The sequence below is a fragment of the Halomonas citrativorans genome (assembly GCF_014898005.1).
Lineage (GTDB): Bacteria > Pseudomonadota > Gammaproteobacteria > Pseudomonadales > Halomonadaceae > Vreelandella > Vreelandella citrativorans.
In genome coordinates this window covers 101696-121844 of record NZ_JABUYX010000002.1, presented here as the reverse complement: position 1 = coordinate 121844, position 20149 = coordinate 101696, and the positions used below count along the sequence as shown (strand labels likewise).

General features: G+C 55.2%; 16 protein-coding genes. 4 read left to right on the top strand and 12 right to left on the bottom strand.

The window, feature by feature from the left end:
• The first annotated feature begins 33 nt into the window (after positions 1-33).
• Complete coding sequence (locus tag INT20_RS03680) at positions 34-2892, top strand: valine--tRNA ligase (RefSeq protein WP_193056455.1); 2859 nt, start codon at positions 34-36, stop codon at positions 2890-2892.
• A 151-nt stretch (positions 2893-3043) separates the two neighbouring features.
• Here INT20_RS03680 and INT20_RS03675 read toward each other — a convergent pair whose 3' ends face one another.
• Both INT20_RS03675 and gloA read right to left on the bottom strand, forming a co-directional pair.
• Positions 3044-3514 (bottom strand): META domain-containing protein, encoded by a 471-nt coding sequence (locus tag INT20_RS03675; RefSeq protein WP_193056454.1) that lies wholly within the window; start codon positions 3512-3514, stop codon positions 3044-3046.
• Between the two features lie 19 nt (positions 3515-3533).
• On the bottom strand, positions 3534-3974 hold the full coding sequence (gene gloA / locus INT20_RS03670) for a lactoylglutathione lyase (RefSeq protein WP_193056453.1): 441 nt from the start codon (positions 3972-3974) through the stop codon (positions 3534-3536).
• A 276-nt stretch (positions 3975-4250) separates the two neighbouring features.
• Between gloA and INT20_RS03665 the strand changes: the two genes are divergently transcribed.
• Entirely contained in the window at positions 4251-5321 is a 1071-nt protein-coding gene (locus INT20_RS03665) for a metal-dependent hydrolase (protein WP_193056452.1), read from the top strand.
• Positions 5322-5374: 53 nt separating this feature from the next.
• Here the strand turns inward: INT20_RS03665 and INT20_RS03660 are convergent, their stop codons facing one another.
• From INT20_RS03660 to INT20_RS03645, 4 genes are all read right to left on the bottom strand, one after another.
• Positions 5375-6100, bottom strand: a complete 726-nt coding sequence (locus INT20_RS03660) for an MliC family protein (RefSeq protein WP_193055221.1) — start codon at positions 6098-6100, stop codon at positions 5375-5377.
• Positions 6101-6141: 41 nt separating this feature from the next.
• The gene (locus INT20_RS03655) at positions 6142-6654 is read right to left on the bottom strand and encodes a DUF3087 family protein (RefSeq protein ID WP_193056451.1); all 513 of its coding nucleotides are present in this window, start codon (positions 6652-6654) and stop codon (positions 6142-6144) included.
• A 69-nt stretch (positions 6655-6723) separates the two neighbouring features.
• Positions 6724-7809 (bottom strand): 3-deoxy-7-phosphoheptulonate synthase, encoded by a 1086-nt coding sequence (locus INT20_RS03650; RefSeq protein WP_226912044.1) that lies wholly within the window; start codon positions 7807-7809, stop codon positions 6724-6726.
• A 2-nt stretch (positions 7810-7811) separates the two neighbouring features.
• A complete protein-coding gene (locus tag INT20_RS03645; protein WP_172118479.1) occupies positions 7812-7967 on the bottom strand; it encodes a hypothetical protein in 156 nt (51 codons plus the stop codon).
• Positions 7968-7992: 25 nt separating this feature from the next.
• On the opposite strand from INT20_RS03645, the gene INT20_RS03640 reads away from it, so the two are divergent.
• Complete coding sequence (locus tag INT20_RS03640; RefSeq protein ID WP_193056450.1) at positions 7993-8355, top strand: hypothetical protein; 363 nt, start codon at positions 7993-7995, stop codon at positions 8353-8355.
• A gap of 13 nt (positions 8356-8368) precedes the next feature.
• Here the strand turns inward: INT20_RS03640 and INT20_RS03635 are convergent, their stop codons facing one another.
• The 3 genes from INT20_RS03635 to rho are packed head-to-tail and all read right to left on the bottom strand — an operon-like array spanning position 8369 to position 11966.
• Positions 8369-9106 (bottom strand): NAD(P)H-flavin reductase, encoded by a 738-nt coding sequence (locus tag INT20_RS03635; protein WP_193056449.1) that lies wholly within the window; start codon positions 9104-9106, stop codon positions 8369-8371.
• A 55-nt stretch (positions 9107-9161) separates the two neighbouring features.
• Complete coding sequence (ubiD, locus tag INT20_RS03630) at positions 9162-10658, bottom strand: 4-hydroxy-3-polyprenylbenzoate decarboxylase (RefSeq protein ID WP_193056448.1); 1497 nt, start codon at positions 10656-10658, stop codon at positions 9162-9164.
• Positions 10659-10706: 48 nt separating this feature from the next.
• Positions 10707-11966, bottom strand: coding sequence for a transcription termination factor Rho (gene rho / locus INT20_RS03625; RefSeq protein WP_172118483.1), 1260 nt, complete (start codon positions 11964-11966; stop codon positions 10707-10709).
• Between the two features lie 701 nt (positions 11967-12667).
• On the opposite strand from rho, the gene ppx reads away from it, so the two are divergent.
• Entirely contained in the window at positions 12668-14212 is a 1545-nt protein-coding gene (ppx, locus tag INT20_RS03620; RefSeq protein WP_193056447.1) for an exopolyphosphatase, read from the top strand.
• 20 nt (positions 14213-14232) lie between these two features.
• Here the strand turns inward: ppx and tilS are convergent, their stop codons facing one another.
• The 3 genes from tilS to dnaE all read right to left on the bottom strand — a co-directional run bounded on the left by tilS (position 14233) and on the right by dnaE (position 20091).
• Entirely contained in the window at positions 14233-15516 is a 1284-nt protein-coding gene (gene tilS / locus INT20_RS03615; protein WP_193056446.1) for a tRNA lysidine(34) synthetase TilS, read from the bottom strand.
• Complete coding sequence (accA, locus tag INT20_RS03610) at positions 15497-16450, bottom strand: acetyl-CoA carboxylase carboxyl transferase subunit alpha (protein WP_193056445.1); 954 nt, start codon at positions 16448-16450, stop codon at positions 15497-15499. The genes tilS and accA overlap by 20 nt, the downstream gene beginning before the upstream one ends.
• Positions 16451-16584: 134 nt before the next feature.
• Complete coding sequence (dnaE, locus tag INT20_RS03605) at positions 16585-20091, bottom strand: DNA polymerase III subunit alpha (RefSeq protein WP_193056444.1); 3507 nt, start codon at positions 20089-20091, stop codon at positions 16585-16587.
• Positions 20092-20149 lie beyond the last annotated feature (58 nt).

Below are 20149 nucleotides of genomic sequence, written 5' to 3'. Positions count from 1 at the left end.
ACCATTTTTTTGCACGTTGTGAGCCGACTCCCCATGGAAAAGACCTACCAACCCGAACAGATTGAAACCCGCTGGTATCAGCGCTGGGAAGCCGATAACCGCTTTGCCCCTTCGGGTAAGGGCGCGCCTTTCTCCATTATGATTCCGCCGCCCAACGTCACCGGCAGCCTGCACATGGGCCACGCGTTCCAAGACACCATCATGGATACCCTGACGCGCTGGAAGCGAATGCAGGGTAACAATACGCTGTGGCAGGTAGGTACCGACCACGCCGGTATCGCCACGCAAATGCTGGTTGAGCGCAAGATCGCGGCAGAAGAGGGCAAAACGCGCCACGACCTGGGCCGCGATGCGTTTATTGATAAGGTCTGGGAGTGGAAGGAGGAGTCTGGCGGGCACATTACCCGCCAACTGCGCCGCATGGGCGCCAGCGTTGATTGGAGTCGCGAGCGCTTCACCATGGATGACGGTTTCTATAAAGCCGTTCAGGAAGTCTTCGTGCGCCTGCATGAGGAGAAACTGGTTTATCGTGGCAAGCGGCTGGTCAACTGGGACCCGACGCTGCACACGGCGATTTCCGACCTGGAAGTGGAGAACAAGGAGCAGCAAGGCAGCTTCTGGCACTTCCGTTATCCGCTGGCCGACGGCGTTAAAACCGCCGATGGCAAGGATTATGTCGTGGTGGCCACTACTCGCCCCGAAACCCTGTTGGGCGATACCGGCGTTGCAGTCAACCCAGAAGATGCGCGATACGCCTCGCTGGTGGGCAAGTTTATTGAGCTACCGCTGGTGGGCCGCCGCATCCCTGTAGTGACCGACGAACACGCCGATATGGAGAAAGGTTCGGGTTGTGTGAAAATCACCCCGGCCCACGACTTCAATGACTATGAAGTCGGCAAGCGCCAAAACCACCTGCTGATCAACGTCTTTTCCAAAGACGCCACGATTCTTGAGCAGGCGGAAATCTTCAACCTTAAAGGCCAGCCCCAGCCGGAAGAAGACGCTAGCCTGCCCGCCAAGTACGCAGGCCTTGACCGTTTTGAAGCGCGTAAACAGATTGTCGCCGATATGGACGCACTTGGCCTGCTGGAGCAAGTGGAAGCTGTTAACAACACCCTGCCCTATGGCGACCGCTCGGGTGATGTGATTGAGCCGCTGCTGACTGACCAGTGGTTTGTGGCGGTTGAAAACCTTGCCAAGCCCGCTATCGAGGCAGTGGAAAAAGGCGACATCCAGTTCGTGCCCAAGAACTACGAAAACATGTATTTTGCATGGATGCGCGACCTGCAGGATTGGTGTATTTCCCGCCAGCTATGGTGGGGCCACCGCATTCCGGCGTGGTATGACGCCGAAGGTAACGTCTACGTTGCCCGCACCGAGGCCGAAGCCCGAGAGAAGCACGGCCTGAGCGCTGATATAGCGCTGACTCAGGACGAAGACGTGCTGGACACCTGGTTCAGCTCAGGCTTATGGACCTTTGGCACACTTGGCTGGCCAGAAAAAACCCCGGAACTTGAAACCTTCCACCCCACCAGCGTGTTGGTGACAGGCTTTGACATCATCTTCTTCTGGGTAGCCCGGATGATTATGATGACGCTGAAGTTCACCGGCCAAGTGCCCTTCAAAACCGTGTATGTCCACGGTCTAGTGCGTGATGGGCAGGGCCAGAAGATGTCCAAATCCAAGGGCAACGTACTCGACCCGATTGATCTTATCGACGGCATTACGCTGGATGCACTGCTTGAAAAGCGCACCGGCAACATGATGCAGCCGCAAAAAGCCAAGGCGATTGCCAAAGCGACCAAAGACGAATTTAAAGACGGTATCGAAGCCCATGGCACCGATGCGCTGCGCTTTACGTTCCTCTCGCAGGCCACCACTGGGCGCGATATTAAATTTGATATGAACCGCCTGGAAGGTTACCGCAACTTCTGCAACAAGCTGTGGAACGCCTCGCGCTACGTGCTCATGAATGCCGAAGGCGAAGATTGCGGCATCGCTTCTCAAGGTCAGGGCAGCGAGGTGGAACTGTCGCTGGCCGACCGCTGGATCATTTCCGAGCTGCAGAAGACCGAAGCCCAGGTGACCAAGGCGATGGACGAATACCGCTTTGACCACGCCTCGCAAGCGCTCTACGAGTTTGTCTGGAATGAGTATTGCGACTGGTATCTCGAGCTTTCCAAACCAGTGCTGTGGGACGAAAATGCCTCCGCTGAAGCCAAGCGCGGCACACGGCGTACGCTGGTGCGCGTGCTGGAAACCATCCTGCGCCTGGCGCATCCGATGATGCCGTATATTACCGAAGAGATCTGGCAGCGCGTCTCCCCCTTGGCGGGCACGTTTATGGGTGAAGGCGCTTCGTTGATGCTTCAGGCATGGCCGGAAGCCGATGAGAGCAAGATCGACGAGCAGGCCACCCACGATATCGAGTGGCTGAAAGGTGTCATTATTGCTGTGCGTAACATTCGCGCCGAGATGAATATAGCCCCCGGCAAGCCGCTGGACGTGCTGTTAACCAAAGGCAAGCCGGAAGACGCCAAGCGCCTGGAAAGTAACCGCCATTTCCTGGCCAAGCTGGCCAAGCTGGAAAGCGCAAGCTGGCTTGAAAACCCCAACGATGCCCCGCTTTCAGCAACGCAATTAGTAGGCGATATGGAAGTTCTGGTGCCGATGGCCGATCTAATCGACAAAGACACCGAGCTTGCTCGATTGAATAAAGAGATCGAAAAGCAGGACAAGCTAATGGTTGGCATTGAGAAAAAACTGGGCAACCCCGGGTTCATGTCTAAAGCCCCCGATGCAGTCGTCGAAAAAGAGCGCGGCAAGCTTGCCGAGTTCCAGTCGGCTAAAAAACTGCTGCAAGAACAGAAAACCAAGATTGAAGCGCTGTAAACCGCGGACGTAACTCGTTCAGCCTAAAACGCCCGGCTCTTAATGGAGCCGAGCGTTTTTTATAGTTTATCTATAACTCTACGTATACGCCGAAGCTATGGCAGGTGGTAGGCTTCGTCAATCACACTTCCCACGCGCTGTTGCGATGATGCTAGCTTCCCTCACGCCAGCCGCCAAGTACTCGGCTATCTGGGCCAAAAAAGACCAACCGGTCATGGTCAATGAGGTAGCGATAAGCACCTTCCAGCATATTCGTTACCTGCTGGGCATCCTCCATATTGGGACAAGCCATGCGCGTGCTGGCAAGCTGCTTAACATCGAAACGGTGCCCTTCCCCCAGACTTACCTGCCCCGAAAAGCGGTTGCAGCCGTCATAACCAGAGATCGTTCCATCGCTAGAGATTTCAAAAAACGGCGTTTCATTAAACGCTAACTTCTCATCTGTTCCGATCAACAGAAGATCCCAGCGCTGATCCACTATCGCTCCTGAAAGCTCCGCACTGCTCGGCGCTTCATGACTCTCTTGAGGCGCGGGCGAACTGCTGCACGCGCTCAAAAGAAAAGCCGCCGATACACACAAGGGCAGCAAGCAATGACGCAGCGTTAACGTCTTCATGGACATAATTATCACCTTATAGGTTTTACCAGTTGCCGCTGTTTTCCATGGAAGCCCATGGCTCTTGAGGTGCTAGCGTGTCGCCCTTTTGCAGTAGCTCGATGGAGATACCGTCAGGCGATTTAACAAATGCCATGTGTCCATCCCGTGGAGGACGGTTAATAGTAACACCGGCGTCCTGGAGCTTTTGACAAAGCGCGTGAATATCGTCTACCCGATAGGCCAGGTGACCAAAATTACGCCCGCCAGTGTAAGTTTCAGGGTCCCAGTTATACGTCAATTCAAGTTCGGGAGCGGAGAGCTGCGCTGAGCGCTCTTCGTCTTCAGGGGCGGCAAGGAAAATCAGCGTAAAGCGGCCTTTTTCATTCTCTTTACGGCGTACTTCTTTAAGGCCCAGCAGGTCACAGTAAAAGTGAAGCGATGCATCCAGATCGCTGATACGTACCATCGTGTGTAAAAACTGCATGTTATTTCCTTTTCATTAAGGCCGGTGAATGAATGTTAACGCGGATATCCATTATGTGGATGGAAACAGAATAGGTCTTAACCAGCAAACCTTGTGCATATCAGATAGCGTATGCCCAAATGCTCGTCAAAGCTCATTATTCAGCCCGACCTGCACCACTATCGGTTTAAATGAAGGCCTGCTTTAACTAACCATTAGACGGATTTATTATACAAGGTCGAATTCAAAGAAAAATCTGTATAGTGCTATTTGAGGGCTATCTCAAAGGAGACGTTAGTGGACTCAATCACACAGGCGGCGTTGGGCGCTGCGATTGGTGGTGCGGTGCTGGGTCGGCGCTTGGGCCGTAAAGCCATTCTCATAGGGGCACTATTGGGCACGCTGCCCGACCTCGACGTAGCGCTGGACTATGGCGATGCGATCGCTAATGTGACCGAGCACCGTGGGTTTAGCCACTCGTTATTTGTACTGACCGGACTCGCGACGTTACTAGCCCTGCTTAGCAACCGTTTTGCCCCTGCACGAGATATTTCCTTTATCCACTGGTGGTGGTTTTTTACACTCACGCTAATCACGCACCCACTGCTTGATGCTCTGACCACCTATGGCACACAGCTCTTCTGGCCGCTAGAAACATCACCGGTCGCCTGGCCGATTGTATTTATCATTGACCCGCTCTACACCCTGCCTCTTCTAATTGGTTTAATCGTAGGCATCGCGTCAAAACAGGTACAAAAGTACGCTACGGCCGCGCTGGCTATCTCAAGTGTTTACTTATTGCTAGCAGCCGGAGCGAAGCTGAACATTGAGCACCGGCTGGCAACGGTTCTTGCCGAGATGGGGCTAGAGGAGGCGCCTTTACTGGTTCAACCAACCCCTTTTAACACGGTGCTATGGCGAGCTACCGTGGTCAATGAAGATCGCTATTATGAAGGTCTGATTAGCGTATTTGATGGCAAGCGTCAGCCACGTTTGGAACCGCTACACCGCAATATAGCGCTTGAAGAGAGTGCGTTGTCGGGCCCGCTTGGCCAGCGGCTAATGTGGTTTACTGGCCCTTTTTTGCGCTATGACACCATCAATATTGAGGGACATGAAACATTAATTGCTACCGATCTTCGGCTGGGCTATCCCGGCTTTCACCCGTTCAGCTTCACCCTCGCAGCGCTGCAGGATGATACATGGATACCCGTGGATGTAAGCGAGCAGATCGAGAGCGCACGTGGGCTGCAGCTAAATATGCTGTCGCGTCTCGCAGCAAGGGCCGCTGGAGATACCATGGCGCTTTGTGCAAGCGACTTTATCTCGCCTGATTGGCGCGCTGACCCGCTTCAATATCACTGCTAGCGGTGGCCACCGCACCGCTAGCAGTGATGGCTGATAGGCGCTGAAATAAAAGCTTAGGGGGCGATTCCCTGCCCACAACCACTGAACTGCTCACCTCCGTAGCTGAGCGTTACCCGCGCAGGAAAGGGAAAACCACTCATATTGTCAAAGCAAGCGCCCGCTTCAATACGCACCCGAAAGAAAGGCTCAACGCGGGCGTTTTCAAGCACCACCCGGCCCGCTTCGTTGTCCATCACGCTCACCATATAGGGCAGTTCAATACGCTCCTCGCCGTAGTTAAGCTCCAGGGTTAACGTGGGGGAATCGTGTGCGAGCGCGACCACCCAGCCAGGCTCATTGCCATGCCCAAAAAACATAACGCCTGGCCGCTCTGCACGAGTAAGGACTTTACGCTCTTCACCAAGGGTGCACTGCAGTTGGCCACGCGGTGTTTCCACCATGGCCTGGTTACCTCGGTTCCAAAAACTGATACTGCCATCCTGGTAGCGAGCCCCGTTAGCGACGACCGCTTGAGGCAGCTGCCAGGCACCGTGCAGCGACCAAAGCCGTAGGTCATTAGTATTCGTCGCTGTCACTAAATTCTGGTCAGCGGGCTGACAGTGCCAGCCCTGGTACTGGTCGGCGTTTCCAGCAAAAAGTACCGAGGGCAGCAACGGGGCACTGCTGTTAACGGTCATTGTCCCAGACTCGTCTACTGGTGAAGACGTAGAGGCACAGCCGGTGAGTGCCATCAAACAAGCACCCACAGCGGCTAATCGAAGGGGGGTAAAAAACGTCATCTATCAAGGCTCCCTGCGCGCGTGATTTATTGTGTAATGCACTAGCTTCGCTTAAAGGCGTGTAGATCCTGTGGATCAAAGGTATCAAACTTGGGCGGCAATCCCAATGCTGCCCGTTTTTCCGCCAAGTGATGCTTCTCAGCCAGCCACGTGGGGTCTTGAGAGGGCTCACGACCGTTTAGCTCGGCTAGCTGCGTTATCCCTTGATGGTAAAAGGTCACGATATTAAGCGCGGCTTGATTATCATCTTCAAGTGCACGCCTAAGCGTAGGTAAATACCCCCTGATTTGCGACAGGTGTTGCTTTAACTGCCATACATAGCGCATCTCGGTCATCCAGGGCCGTTCGCGCAGCACCGCAAAGAGTGCGCTGGTGGCTAGAAGCCCCAGGAAGATACCTAGCGCGTAGAGCCATAGGCTGTTGCCCAAGGCAGAGGTCAGCAGCATGGAAAACAGCATTCCAAAAATGACCAGTTGGCCCGCCATCGCAAAGCTAATCATGCGCGCCTTACGACGGTAGCGTTGTACATCATGCGGCTCAAGGGTAAAAACCATGGCCAACCTCGCAATCCAAATGAGTGCTCTATGATACGGGGCTGACCAACGCAAACAAGCCTGAGTCGCTTAATGTGCGCTTAATCGTTCTGCGGCCATTTTTAACAACCGCTCGGTTGCCTCCCAGCCAACACAGGCATCGGTTACCGAGACACCGTAACGCAGTGCACTAGGGTTTAACGGCTGTTTGCCCTCAAACAAGTGGCTTTCAAGCATCAAGGCGACCAGATTGGCGTTGCCCGCCTGCCGCTGGGCCAGTACATCCAGCATTACTTCATTCTGACGGCGATGATCTTTACGTGCATTGGCGTGGCTACAGTCGACCATTAAACGTGGGTTCTGACCTGCCTCATGCAGCGCCTTGATAGCTGCCTGAACGTGCGCTGCCTGATAGTTCGGCTCGCCATGCCCGCCGCGAAGCACAACATGCGTATGCGGGTTACCGGCTGTTTGCTGCATGATGGGGCGCCCATGACTGTCTTGAGCAAAGCGCTGGTGCCCATGAGCGGCAGCTTGTATGGCGTCAATCGCGACCTGCACATCACCGCTGGTGGCATTTTTGAACCCAACCGCCGCGGCCAGGTCACTGGCCAGCTCACGGTGCAGCTGCGACTCTGTAGTGCGCGCGCCAATCGCGACCCAACTTAAAAGGTCATCCAGGTAAGGTGCGAGCATGGGCTGAAGCAGCTCGGTGGCCACCGGCAGGCCTCGGGCGGCAACGGCATGCATCAATTCACGAGAGAGGGTAATGCCCTTGGGCATATCGCCACGACCATCTAAATCAGGGTCATAGGCCAGCCCTTTCCAGCCAACCGTCGTACGCGGCTTTTCAACGTAAACCCGCATTACCGGTAAAATCTGCTCATCCACCTGCTCACTTAGCACCGCCAAACGGTCAGCGTACTCAAGCGCTGCGTCCGGGTCATGGATAGAACAGGGGCCTACCACCACCAATAATCTTTTATCCTGGCCACTTAATATTTTCTGAACCGCTTCTCGCTGTTGAGAAATTTGCTGGCCTAACCGAGCATCAACGGCAACGCTTTGGCGTAACTCGGCGGGTGTCGGTAAGTGATTAACAGGGCTGGGCGTACTGTCGCCAAGGGGATTGGCGTTAGCATTCTTGATCGGGGCTAGGCTTGCCTGGGCATTCATCATTAACTCTCCGGTATCACATGACATCGTTGATTGGCGTTACCACCCAAACGGGCACGGTCGGAGGTGGCAGCTTGCACCGACCGCGCGTCGCTAAATCGCCAGCCATAGCCCACATAGCCGGTAGCGATAGTGACGTTATAAGCGCGATACATCATGGTGAAGCTCCTTAATGAAATTCCTATGGCAAAAGCCGTTAAACGCAAAAAGCCCCGGCGGGGTTACCAACCGGGGCTTGAAGATTCGGCAGGCAACCTGGAAGGTGTGCCTGGTAGCGCGACGTTAACCGTCGGCCGCGGGCACACCGTGGCTAAACCAATATCCAAAATAGGCCACAACGCTCATGCACACACTAACCGCCATAAAAGGCAGGCGGTTAGCAGTGTGGAAAGGCGCTTGTGTGTGCATATTTTTCCTGATGATTGGCAAGCCCAAGGGCCGCGAAAAATCGTTTTAAAAAAGGTACATCTTTATCCTGCCCTTAAGCTTGGCAAATGGCAACTGTTGATTAACAAACAGCGCCATAGCCAAAAAGTGACAGACTAACGCTGTGGGTCAATCACCCACGCGGCGCATAAGCAAATACGTCGGAAAAAACCCGCTCACTCACCACGCCTTTGGTTTCCAACACATCCAGGCAGGCGTATACCATGCCGGGCGAGCCGGAGAGATACACGTCATAATCGCTGAACGTCAGCGCCGCTTTCTCCAGTACAAGATCAACCCGGCCCTGATGGTGATGAATACGCTCGCCGCTTGCCAAAGGCTCAGTTAGCGGAAATTCGGTGACCGCTTTAAACGTTACATTGGGATAGCGCTGCGCCCACTCAGTCGCCAGGCTTTCAGCGTAAAGGTCGCGATGCTCACGGGCAGCCCACCAGAGTGAGATTGGCCGCTCAGGCTGGTCACGCAGGGTGGCCTCAACAATCGCTTTCATTTGTGAAAACCCTGTACCAGCAGCAATCAGCAGCAGCGGACGCTCGCTTCGCGCGTCAACCACACATTCACCGCCGGGCAAGCGCAGCGTTAGCTGATTGGCCACCTGGAGCAGATTTCGAAGTCGTACTGAATTATCGCGCTCAGGCCAGTGCTGAATATGCAGTTCAATGACGCCATCGCCCTGCTCGGCACTGGCAATTGAAAAAGGCACCCACGTGTTGTCATCCAATTTAAGTTCTAGATACTGCCCAGGCGCATGCTGCATTGATTCTGCACGCCCTTTTAGCGTCACGCCAAATACGTCAGGATTTAAATCCTCAACAGCCGTTACCTGGCAGGTTAACGTCCTTGCGCTCATGAAAACCTCTATATGAAAAATCGATCAACGTGCGCCGCTAAACTTAACTGCCTTCTTAACCGCCATGCCGCGGTGCTGGCAGAGGGATACCGATTCCCAGCTCTTCCCACCGCTCGTCAACGCGATTTTTGACTGTCTCGTCCATCACGATGGGCGTGCCCCACTCGCGGTCTGTTTCGCCTGGCCATTTGTTGGTCGCATCGAGCCCCATTTTGGAACCCAAGCCAGAGACAGGCGAGGCGAAATCCAGATAATCGATAGGCGTATTCTCAACCATCACGGTATCTCGCGCCGGATCCATACGCGTGGTAATCGCCCAGATCACGTCTTCCCAGTTGCGCGCATCAACGTCGTCATCCAGTACAATCACGAACTTGGTGTACATGAACTGACGTAAAAAGCTCCATACCCCCATCATCACGCGCTTGGCGTGGCCTGGGTACTGCTTTTTCATGGTGACAACCGCCATGCGATACGAACAGCCTTCAGGCGGCAGGTAAAAGTCGACAATTTCAGGAAACTGCTTGCAGAGTATCGGCACAAACACTTCGTTAAGCGCCAACCCGAGAACGGCAGGCTCATCCGGCGGCCGCCCGGTATAGGTGGAGTGATAAATGGCATCACGGCGCATGGTCATGCGCGTTACCGTAAAGACCGGGAAGTGATCCACCTCGTTGTAATAGCCGGTGTGATCACCGTACGGGCCTTCAGGTGCCATATCATCAGGATAGATAACCCCTTCCAGAATAATCTCACTGGAGGCAGGCACCTCAAGGTCATAATGGCCGCACTTAACAAGCTCGGTACGCGAGCCGCGCAGAAGCCCGGCAAACGCATATTCGGAGAGTGAGTCAGGGACGGGGGTCACGGCCGCCAGGATCGTGGCCGGATCAGCACCCAACGCTACGGCAACCGGGAAAGGCTCGCCAGGGTGCGCTTGCTGAAACTCCTGGAAATCCAGTGCCCCGCCACGGTGGGAGAGCCAGCGCATGATCAGGCGGTTCTTGCCAATCTTCTGCTGCCGGTAAATCCCCAGATTCTGACGCTTTTTATGCGGGCCACGGGTAATGACCAACGGCCAAGTGACTAAAGGCGCCGCATCGCCCGGCCAGCAGTGCTGGATAGGCAGGCGATCAAGATCAACCTCGTCACCTTCAAAAACGACTTCCTGCACTGGCGCCCGCTTAACAGTTTTAGGCCCCATGCTAAGCACTTGCTTGAAGATAGGCAGCTTATCCCAGGCGTCTTTCAACCCCTTGGGCGGATCAGGCTCTTTTAAAAAGGCCAACAGCTTACCCACTTCGCGCAGCGCTTCGACCGACTCCTGCCCCATTCCTAGCGCCACGCGCTTTGGTGTACCGAAAAGATTGCCCAGCAGCGGCATATCATGGCCCTTCACATTCTCAAACAAGAGTGCCGGGCCACCGGCACGCAGCGTGCGGTCGCAAATCTCGGTGATTTCCAGGTAAGGATCGACTTCGGCTTGGATACGCTTGAGCTCACCGCGCGCTTCCAGCGCCGCGATGAAGTCGCGCAAGTCGTTATACTTCAAGACACACTCCCCGCTAGGCTTGCGCCGCTATAGTGATTCGCATCAATCCTAGCGGCGTTTCATCGCTTCAAAGAACTCAAGATTCGTCTTGGTATCCTTCAGACGATCAATCAGGAATTCCGTGGCAGCCGTGTCTTCCATCGGGTTGAGCAGCTTGCGCAAAATCCACATGCGCTGCATCTCTTCCTCAGACGCCAGCAGATCTTCACGCCGCGTGCCGCTGCGACGAATGTTGATTGCCGGGAAGACGCGCCTTTCCGCCAGCTTGCGATCAAGGTGCGCTTCCATATTACCGGTACCCTTGAACTCTTCGAAGATGACTTCATCCATCTTCGAACCGGTATCCACCAGAGCCGTGGCGATAATGGTCAAGCTGCCGCCCTCTTCGATATTACGCGCCGCACCGAAGAAACGCTTAGGCTTCTCAAGCGCATGCGCATCGACACCACCGGTAAGCACTTTACCGGAGCTCGGCACGACGGTGTTGTAGGCACGCGCTAAGCGGGTAATCGAGTCCAGCAGGATAACCACGTCTTTTTTGTGCTCAACCAAACGCTTGGCTTTTTCGATGACCATTTCAGCGACCTGAACATGGCGCGCCGGCGGTTCATCAAAGGTGGAAGCCACCACTTCACCGCGTACGGTACGCGACATTTCGGTTACTTCCTCCGGGCGCTCATCGATCAGCAGTACGATCAGATGGCACTCAGGGTTGTTGCGCGTAATCGAGGTGGCGATGTTCTGCAGCATCAGTGTCTTACCCGCTTTAGGCGGAGACACCAGTAGGCCACGCTGACCTTTACCAATCGGCGCAGTCAGGTCGATGATACGGGCCGTTAGATCTTCGGTAGAACCGTTACCGATTTCCATCCGCAAACGGTCATTCGGGAATAGCGGCGTTAAGTTCTCGAAGAGAATCTTGTGCTTGGCATTTTCCGGACGGTCAAAGTTGATCTGGCTAACCTTGAGCAGAGCAAAGTAGCGCTCGCCTTCTTTGGGCGGGCGAATTTTGCCGGAAATGGAGTCGCCTTTACGCAGGTTAAAACGGCGAATCTGCGAGGGCGATACGTAGATATCGTCCGGTCCGGCAAGATAGGAGCTGTCGGCGCTGCGCAGGAAGCCAAAGCCATCCTGAAGAATTTCCAGTACACCGTCGCCGTAAATGTCCTCACCGCTTTTAGCGTGTCGTTTGAGGATGGCGAAAATGATGTCCTGCTTGCGCGAACGGGCCAGGTTATCGATACCCATTTCGCGGGCGATATCGAGCAGCTCGGGAACGGTTTTTTGCTTGAGTTCAGTGAGATTCATCGGCGTGTTAGAAAGTTGCTCTGGAAGCTAGGCGCAAGGCGCCAGAATAAGACAGGAGGCGTAGCACGTACTGATATGGCTAGGCGCCGTGTGATGCGTTCAGGTCCCGATAAAGCACGTACTCGATGGTAAGCCGCTGGGCATGTGAAAACTCATGGCATTGGTGCAATGAGGCAATGAGTTATTGCTCAGTTCGAGGGTACATGCAGTTGTTTGTTCTGATTGGCATAAGGAAAGAACCAATCAGCGGGTCATCTGACGACTTGGAAATATGGCTGATGCTATCTGGATAAGCAGTATCTTGTTAACATGCTGGATAAGCGTTAGTTAGTCAATATACGTAGCACAATCATCGCGTGCTTAGCCAAGGTAAGTACAGCATTAAATAAATACGACGTTCAATAAGTCCCGATAATACCAAGAAAGCCTAGTACCAGGAAAGCTTAACTAGGAAAGCCTAGCACCAGAAAGGCTTGGCAACCAAGACAACTGAATCGACACGCTATCAACGATCTCTTGTCAGCAGAGCTATTACTAGTAATTTTTTGGGTAATTTCTAGCAATCAGCCTTGTAGCAGGCAAGGTCGAGTCAGACCTGTCGTTCGATGGTAGTCAAGGCCCGCGATAAACGCAAGTCTTTGCCAATTGACAATAGCCCAAGCGCACCGCAACCTTGGCAAAGCCAATACGAAGGATAGCTCATGCCCAAGGACATTTCACCCCCCGTTAGCGCTCCTGTTAGCGACCTGGAAAACGCAGCACCACAGCGGCTAGCCGCCATTGACCTCGGCTCCAACAGTTTTCATCTTCTGGTAGCCAACTATCAAAATGAGCGTCTTCAAGTCGTTGCACGATTGGGTGAAAAAGTCCAACTGGCGGCTGGCCTGGATGAAGAGGGCAAGCTTAACGAAGCAGCCATTCAGCGCGCCCTGGACTGCCTGGGCCGCTTCGCGCCGTTTTTAAGTGATATTGAGAGCGCAAACCTGCGCATCGTGGGCACCAACGCCCTGCGTGACGCCCATAATAGCCAGGCGTTTATTGAACGGGCTGAAACACAACTTGGTCACCCCATCGAAATTATTGCGGGCCGTGAAGAGGCCCGGCTTATCTATCTAGGGGCGGCTCATGCCTTGGCCGAAAACGGGCGCCGCTTGATTGTCGATATTGGTGGCGGCTCAACCGAATTTATCATTGGTGAAGAGTTTGAACCCAAGGCGCTGGAAAGCCTGCGCATGGGCTGTGTGACCTTTACCAGCCGCTACTTTCCTGACGGCGAGATGAGTGAAAAGCGCATGCGCCGCGCCGAACTGGCCGCGTTATCAGAACTTGCCCATATCCAACGCCCCTACCTGCGCCTTGGCTGGGAAGACCCAGTAGGCTCCAGTGGCACTATTAAAGCAGTGGCTAGCGTTCTTCTCGCCTATGGTGACACACCCACTGAAGGTGTGATTACGCGCAGCGGGCTCAAAAAACTGCGTGAGCGCCTGCTCAAGTGCAAACAGCTGTGCAAAGTCGAGCTCGACGGGCTAAAGCCTGACCGCGCACGAGTTTTCCCTGCTGGGGTGGCCATTTTAAGCGCTATCTTCGAGGCATTTGACCTGAACCAAATGCGTTTTGCCGACGGCGCCCTACGCGAGGGTGTGCTCTATGATATGGCTGGACGCAATAGCGCAGAAGACACGCGCTCCAAAAGCCTTGACGTACTCCAGCGCATTTACGACGTGGATACCCGACAAGCCGATAACGTGGCCGAGACCGCACTATGTCTGTTTAAGCAGGTGCAAGGCGCCTGGTCGCTCACCCATGAGCACCGTTACTACCTTCAGTGGGCCAGCCATGTACACGAAATTGGCTTGGCTATTTCCCATAGCCAGTTTCATCGCCATGGCGCTTACCTGCTGGAAAACTCTGACCTGGCGGGCTTTTCACGCCCGGAGCAGCATCAGTTGGCCTTTCTAGTGCGTGCCCATCGGCGTAAATTCCCGCTCAAGGAGTGGCAGGCGCTCCCTAAGGCGCAGCACGCGCACAGCATACGGCTTGCCCTACTGCTACGCCTGGCGGTGCTGATTAACCACTCACGCCCCGAAAACGCCCCACCCTTACCAAATATTAGTGTTGATGCTGACAGCTTAACGCTGGCACTGCCCGCCAGCGATGAGCCAACGCTACTCAGCACCGATATTGAGCAGGAACAGGCGTATATGGACGCCGCAGGCTTCACGCTAAACGTCATACAGGAAGACTAAGAGACAGACGGGCACACCGCCTACGAGACAAACCTTACGTTAGCCGCTTTCCAGAGCACTCTGGCTGGCGGCCGAACCACGCCAAGGCAAGTGTCTTCCTCCATGACCATCACCAGCCGCTCGCGCTCCCATGGGGGAATTTGGGCCTCCTGAAACAGCCTTTTAACGTCTCGGCGCCCTCGCTCGGCAAGCGAAATCACTTCTCCCCCCTGGCGCCAGCGCAATGTTAGCGGCGTATCGGACTTCAACGAGAGTTCCAGCGCACCTAACGGTGTTGCCTGCCCAGCCCTGCCATCCCAGGCACACTGCCAGGCCGGTAGCGGCTCAAGCGGCGCCATTAGATAAAGCCGCTGTTGCCACACCCGAGCCTCCGCTCCTGGCCACGTGACGTGCACACTCGCGTCCGGTGCGGCCGTTAATTGATCAAGTAGCGTCTCCAGACGACGCTGAGGCGGGGTCGGCAATAATCGCTGCTGGCACCAGGAGCGTATCAGCAATCGCTGGCGAGGCCGTGAGCGCGTGGCCAACGCGAGGGCATCAATACACTCCAAGTCGGCGCTGTTAGCATCTGTGCGAAGCGCCTCCAACTCCGCTTGGGCATACTCACTAAGCAGCGCATCCGCTTCCCCGGCATGCTTAGCGCTATGGGAAAACGCGCCAGCCATGTCGGGCCAGCGCGCTTTGAGAAGAGGCAACACGTCATGACGCAGGCGGTTGCGATCAAGCGTGACATCACTATTAGTGGGGTCTTCGCGCCATTCAAGGCCGATTTGGCAGGCTCGCCCCTCCAGGCAGCGCCGGGCAATCGAGAGCCAGGGCCGAACGAAGGTAAGGCCGTGTGCATGACGGCAGTGTGGCATTCCCGCTAACCCACGAATACCGCTTCCCCGCAGTGCCGCCAGCAGAAAGGTTTCCGCTTGATCATCCTGATGCTGGGCCAGCCAAACGGTGTCTCCCGTGGGAACATGCTCATGAAACGCAGCATAGCGCGCCTGACGCGCTGCCGCTTCAATACCGCCAGCAGCGTCGACCGTTACGCGCACCACACTAAGCGGCACGCCAAGCTGCTTGCAAAGCACTTGGCAGTGCTGCTCAAAGTCATCGGCGGCGGCTTGCAAGCCATGATGAATATGGATGGCGTGCAGCGGGTGATTGGCCTGGCGGCAAACAGAAGCTGCCAGCGTCAGCAGCAATGCGGAATCAAGCCCCCCGGAGAGCGCGACCCAAATAGAGCGCCCCGGTGGGGTTTCCACCAGGGCGTCGTTTAACAGGCGTTCAAGCTGATTAGGCAGTTGGGGCGCCATAGCTCATTAAGCGCTTATAACGGCGCTCCAGCAGGGCATCGGTATCCAGTGCCTGAAGGCGCTCAAGGCCCTCGGTGACGGTCTCTTTCACACGCTCCGCCGTCGTCATCGGATGACGATGCGCACCGCCTAGCGGCTCTTTAATCAGCCCATCTACAAAGCCAAGCTCTTTTAAGCGCTCTGCGGTGATCCCCATTGCCTGGGCCGCATCAGAGGCTCTTTCGGCACTTTTCCAGAGAATAGACGCACAGCCTTCTGGTGAAATAACCGAGTAGGTGGAGTACTGAAGCATGTACAGCTCATCGCATACGCCGATCGCCAATGCCCCACCGGAGCCGCCTTCGCCAACAACCGTTGATATAATCGGTGTTTTCAGGCGCGACATGACCGCCAGGTTGTAGGCAATCGCTTCACTCTGGCCACGCTCTTCCGCGTCAATGCCTGGGTAAGCACCGGGGGTATCAATAAAGGTTAAAATCGGCATTTTGAAGCGTTCGGCCATTTCCATCAGACGACACGCTTTACGATAACCTTCCGGGCGAGGCATACCGAAGTTACGGCGCACCTTCTCTTTAACATCGCGCCCTTTCTGGTGGCCGATCACCATTACCGGCTTATCATTCAAGCGCGCAACGCCGCCTACCAAGGCAGCGTCATCAGCGAAGTTACGGTCACCATGTAGCTCGTCAAAGTCGCTAAACATGTGCTCAAGATAGTCGAGCGTATAAGGGCGCTGAGGATGACGCGATAGCTGAGAGACCTGCCAGGGCGTCAAGTCCTTGAAGATCGATTCGGTCAGCTTACGACTTTTCTCCTCCAGCCGGGATATCTCATCGGAGAGATTAACGCTGTCGGAGCTAACCAAACGTAGCTCCTCAATTTTTGCCTGAAGCTCGGCAATGGGCTGTTCAAAATCGAGATAATTGGGATTCATCGGCTCTGCCTGTAAGCTGCCTATAAAAAGGCCTTGTCGAAACGAGTATCTAATAGACGTATTATCGCATCCTGACCCTGCCACGCAAGGCAGGGTCTGCTCAACGACACTACCCAACCGTCTTACGGTCAGGTTTAGCGGTAACGTAGCTGAACCCCCGCTTGCCCTTCCACATCGCGCAACGCAAGCAGCAAGTCATCACTGGGCGCGACTTTCCATTCACCGGCAAGCTCCAGCCAGCCGACGGCTTGGGCATGGCGATACTGCAACCGCACCGGCAAACCGCCATTATCCCGGTAGGGCGCTAAACTATCGCGCAGACTCTCGACCAAGCGGCCATTGATACGCTCGGCGTCCAGTGCAAGCTCAACGGCATCGCCATAGCGAATACGGGCAGTGACCATAGGCGTTACATCTTTTCCACGCAGTCTCAGCCCGCCAGAGAAATCGTCGCTGGAAACTTCGCCTTCAACAATCAATACCTGATCAGCTTCTATCTGACCACGTAACTGGTCGAATAGCTCACCAAACAACGACGCTTCAATACGCCCGGTGCGATCATCCAGGGTGATAAACGCCATGGTATCGCCACGTTTGGACTTCATGGTACGCATCGCAACCACCAGCCCGGCCACCCGCTGAGGTTCGCGGGAGGGTTTTAAATCGCTAATACGCGTTGATACAAAGCGTTTTAATTCACGCTCATATTCATCAATCGGATGCCCGGTAAGATAAAGCCCGAGGGTATCTTTTTCACCTGAAAGGCGCTCGCGGTCGGTCCATTCTCGCGCACCGAGGTACTCAGTATAGACGTCGAGCGCTTCGTCTTCGGCATCAGCAAAAGCCTCGCCGAACATATCCAGCATGCCCAAGCTCTGGTTGGTGTGGTTCTGGGCGGCGGCCTTCAGGGCATCTTCCATAGAGGCCGCCAGCACGGCCCGGTTAGGACCAAGATTATCCAGCGCCCCTGAGCGAATCAGCGCTTCCAGGGTGCGTTTGTTCATACGCTTAGGGTCAAGCCGACGACAGAAATCGAACAGGTCGGTGAACGGCCCACCCGTCTGGCGCGCCTCGACAATTGCCCCGATGGGCCCCTCGCCCACCCCGCGAATCGCCCCCAGGCCGTAAACCACGCGCCCTTCGGTATCCACGGTAAATTTGTAGCCGCCTACGTTAACGTCCGGCGGAGTAACGGTCAGTTTGAGGTTGCGGCACTCCTCGATTAGCGGCACTACCTTATCCAGGTTGTCCATCTCGGTGGACATAACCGCGGCCATAAATGGCCCTGGATAATGGGCCTTCAGCCACGCGGTCTGGTAAGACACCAGCGCGTAGGCGGCAGAGTGCGACTTGTTAAACCCGTAACCGGCGAACTTTTCCACCAGGTCGAAGATATTACCGGCAAGATCCTTATCGATACCATTGGCCGCGCAGCCTTCCATAAAGCCTGAGCGCTGCTTGGCCATCTCTTCAGGCTTTTTCTTACCCATCGCTCGGCGCAGCATATCGGCCTGGCCCAGCGAATAGCCCGCCATTACCTGAGCGATCTGCATGACCTGCTCTTGGTAAAGGATAATACCGTAGGTAGGCGACAGCACCGGTTTTAACAGCTCGTGCTGGTAATCCGGGTGTGGATAAGATACTTCGGCACGGCCATGCTTACGGTTGATAAAGTCATCGACCATGCCTGACTGCAGCGGGCCGGGGCGGAACAGTGCCACCAGAGCGATCATGTCGTCCAGCGAGTCCGGTAGCAGGCGCTTGATCAGCTCCTTCATGCCGCGGGATTCAAGCTGGAAAACGGCGGTAGTTTCAGCACGCTTGAGCATTTCAAACGTTTTGCCATCATTCAACGGAATCGCATCGATGTTCAGCGGTTCCTGGCCGTTCACGCCGCGAACCTTATCGACCATCTCAAGCGCCCAGTCGATAATGGTCAGCGTACGCAACCCCAAAAAGTCGAACTTGACCAGCCCGGCGTCTTCGATATCGTTTTTATCGAACTGAACCACCAGCCCATTGCCGCTTTCATCGCATAATAAAGGCGAGAAATCGGTCAGCTTGGTGGGCGCGATGACCACGCCGCCCGCGTGCTTGCCGGTGCCCCGGGTCGTGCCCTCAAGCTTGAGGGCCATTTCCCAGATCTCTTCCGCTTCTTCGTCGTTAGCAATGAACTCTTTAAGCGCAGGCTCCTGCTCGATCGCCTTGCCAAGCGTCATGCCCACTTCAAACGGGATCAGCTTGGAGAGTTTGTCACCCAGTGAGTACGGTCGCCCCTGAGCACGTGCCACATCGCGTACCACGGCTTTGGCCGCCATGGTGCCGAAGGTAACAATCTGCGATACCGCGTCACGCCCGTAGCGCTCGGCCACGTACTCGATCACCTTGTCGCGTTTTTCCATGCAGAAATCGACGTCAAAGTCGGGCATGGAAACACGTTCAGGGTTCAAAAAGCGCTCAAACAGCAGGTCGTAGCCGATGGGGTCAAGGTCGGTGATCTTTTGCGCGTAGGCAACCAGAGAGCCCGCACCGGAACCTCGCCCGGGCCCGACCGGTACGTTGTTATCCTTGGCCCACTGGATAAAGTCCATGACGATCAGAAAGTAGCCGGGGAAGCCCATCTGAATAATAACGTTGAGTTCAAACTCCAGCCGGTCGCGGTAACGCTGGTCAATTTCCTTGTATTCGTCACTATCGCGCGGGTAGCGCTCGACAGGAAACAGGAAGTTCAGACGATCCGTCAGGCCGTCGTGGGAGACCTTGCGGAAAAACTCATCCAGGGTCATTCCCTCGGGGATTTCGAACTCAGGCAAAAATATCTCACCCAGACGTACATCCACGCTGCAGCGCTCGGCAATCATCACGCTGTTTTCCAGCGCCTCGGGGATATCCGAGAACAGTGCTGCCATCTCGTCCGGGCTTTTTAAATACTGCTCTTCAGTGTAGCGGCGTTCACGGCGCGGGTCGTCCAGCGCCTTGCCTTCACCAATGGCGACACGCGTTTCATGCGCCCAGAAATCCTCCCGCTCAAGAAAGCGTACGTCATTGGTAGCCACCACTGGCGTGCCGGTATCGATGGCAAGCTTGACGCTGGCATGCACGCACGCCTCTTCAAGCGGACGCCCGGTACGAATCAGCTCCAGATAGAAACGATCCGGAAAGGCAACCTGCCACTCTTCAAGCAACTGGCGCGCTTCACGTTCATGATCGGAAAGCAGGTGACGGCCAATTTCGCCCTCCCGCGCGCCGGAAAGCGCAATCAGGCCTTCACTTTGTTCAAGCACCCAGCGCTTATCCAAAATAGCCCGCCCCTGACGCTGGCCGTGGGTCCAGCCCTTGGAGATCAGCTCGGTCAGGTTGCGGTAGCCGACATCGTTCATCGCCAGCAGCGTTATACGGTAAGGATGTGACTCATCGTGGGGATTAAAGAGCCATAAGTCGCTGCCAATAATGGGCTTGAGTGCGGCCCCTTGAGCGGCCTTGTAAAACTTCACCAGGCCGAACAGATTTGTTTCGTCGGTTAGCGCCAATGCCGGCATACCGCGATCAAAGGTAGTACTGACCAACGACTTAAGTTTTACCAAGCCGTCGACCAGGGAGTATTCACTGTGCAAACGTAGATGAACAAACGGTACCGTCATGACACTCTCGGTAGAATCTCGGTAAAAAGAAATGAAATAACGTTAATTTAACGTAGCG

Coding starts and splice junctions, on each gene's coding strand:
- INT20_RS03680 (WP_193056455.1), top strand. CDS start 34: ATGGAAAAGACCTACCAACCCGAACAGATTGAAACCCGCTGGTATCAG.
- accA (WP_193056445.1), bottom strand. CDS start 16,450: ATGAATCCCAATTATCTCGATTTTGAACAGCCCATTGCCGAGCTTCAG.
- INT20_RS03675 (WP_193056454.1), bottom strand. CDS start 3,514: ATGTCCATGAAGACGTTAACGCTGCGTCATTGCTTGCTGCCCTTGTGT.
- gloA (WP_193056453.1), bottom strand. CDS start 3,974: ATGCAGTTTTTACACACGATGGTACGTATCAGCGATCTGGATGCATCG.
- INT20_RS03660 (WP_193055221.1), bottom strand. CDS start 6,100: ATGACGTTTTTTACCCCCCTTCGATTAGCCGCTGTGGGTGCTTGTTTG.
- INT20_RS03650 (WP_226912044.1), bottom strand. CDS start 7,809: ATGAATGCCCAGGCAAGCCTAGCCCCGATCAAGAATGCTAACGCCAAT.
- rho (WP_172118483.1), bottom strand. CDS start 11,966: ATGAATCTCACTGAACTCAAGCAAAAAACCGTTCCCGAGCTGCTCGAT.
- ppx (WP_193056447.1), top strand. CDS start 12,668: ATGCCCAAGGACATTTCACCCCCCGTTAGCGCTCCTGTTAGCGACCTG.
- INT20_RS03655 (WP_193056451.1), bottom strand. CDS start 6,654: ATGGTTTTTACCCTTGAGCCGCATGATGTACAACGCTACCGTCGTAAG.
- INT20_RS03640 (WP_193056450.1), top strand. CDS start 7,993: ATGGCAAAAGCCGTTAAACGCAAAAAGCCCCGGCGGGGTTACCAACCG.
- dnaE (WP_193056444.1), bottom strand. CDS start 20,091: ATGACGGTACCGTTTGTTCATCTACGTTTGCACAGTGAATACTCCCTG.
- INT20_RS03645 (WP_172118479.1), bottom strand. CDS start 7,967: ATGATGTATCGCGCTTATAACGTCACTATCGCTACCGGCTATGTGGGC.
- INT20_RS03635 (WP_193056449.1), bottom strand. CDS start 9,106: ATGAGCGCAAGGACGTTAACCTGCCAGGTAACGGCTGTTGAGGATTTA.
- tilS (WP_193056446.1), bottom strand. CDS start 15,516: ATGGCGCCCCAACTGCCTAATCAGCTTGAACGCCTGTTAAACGACGCC.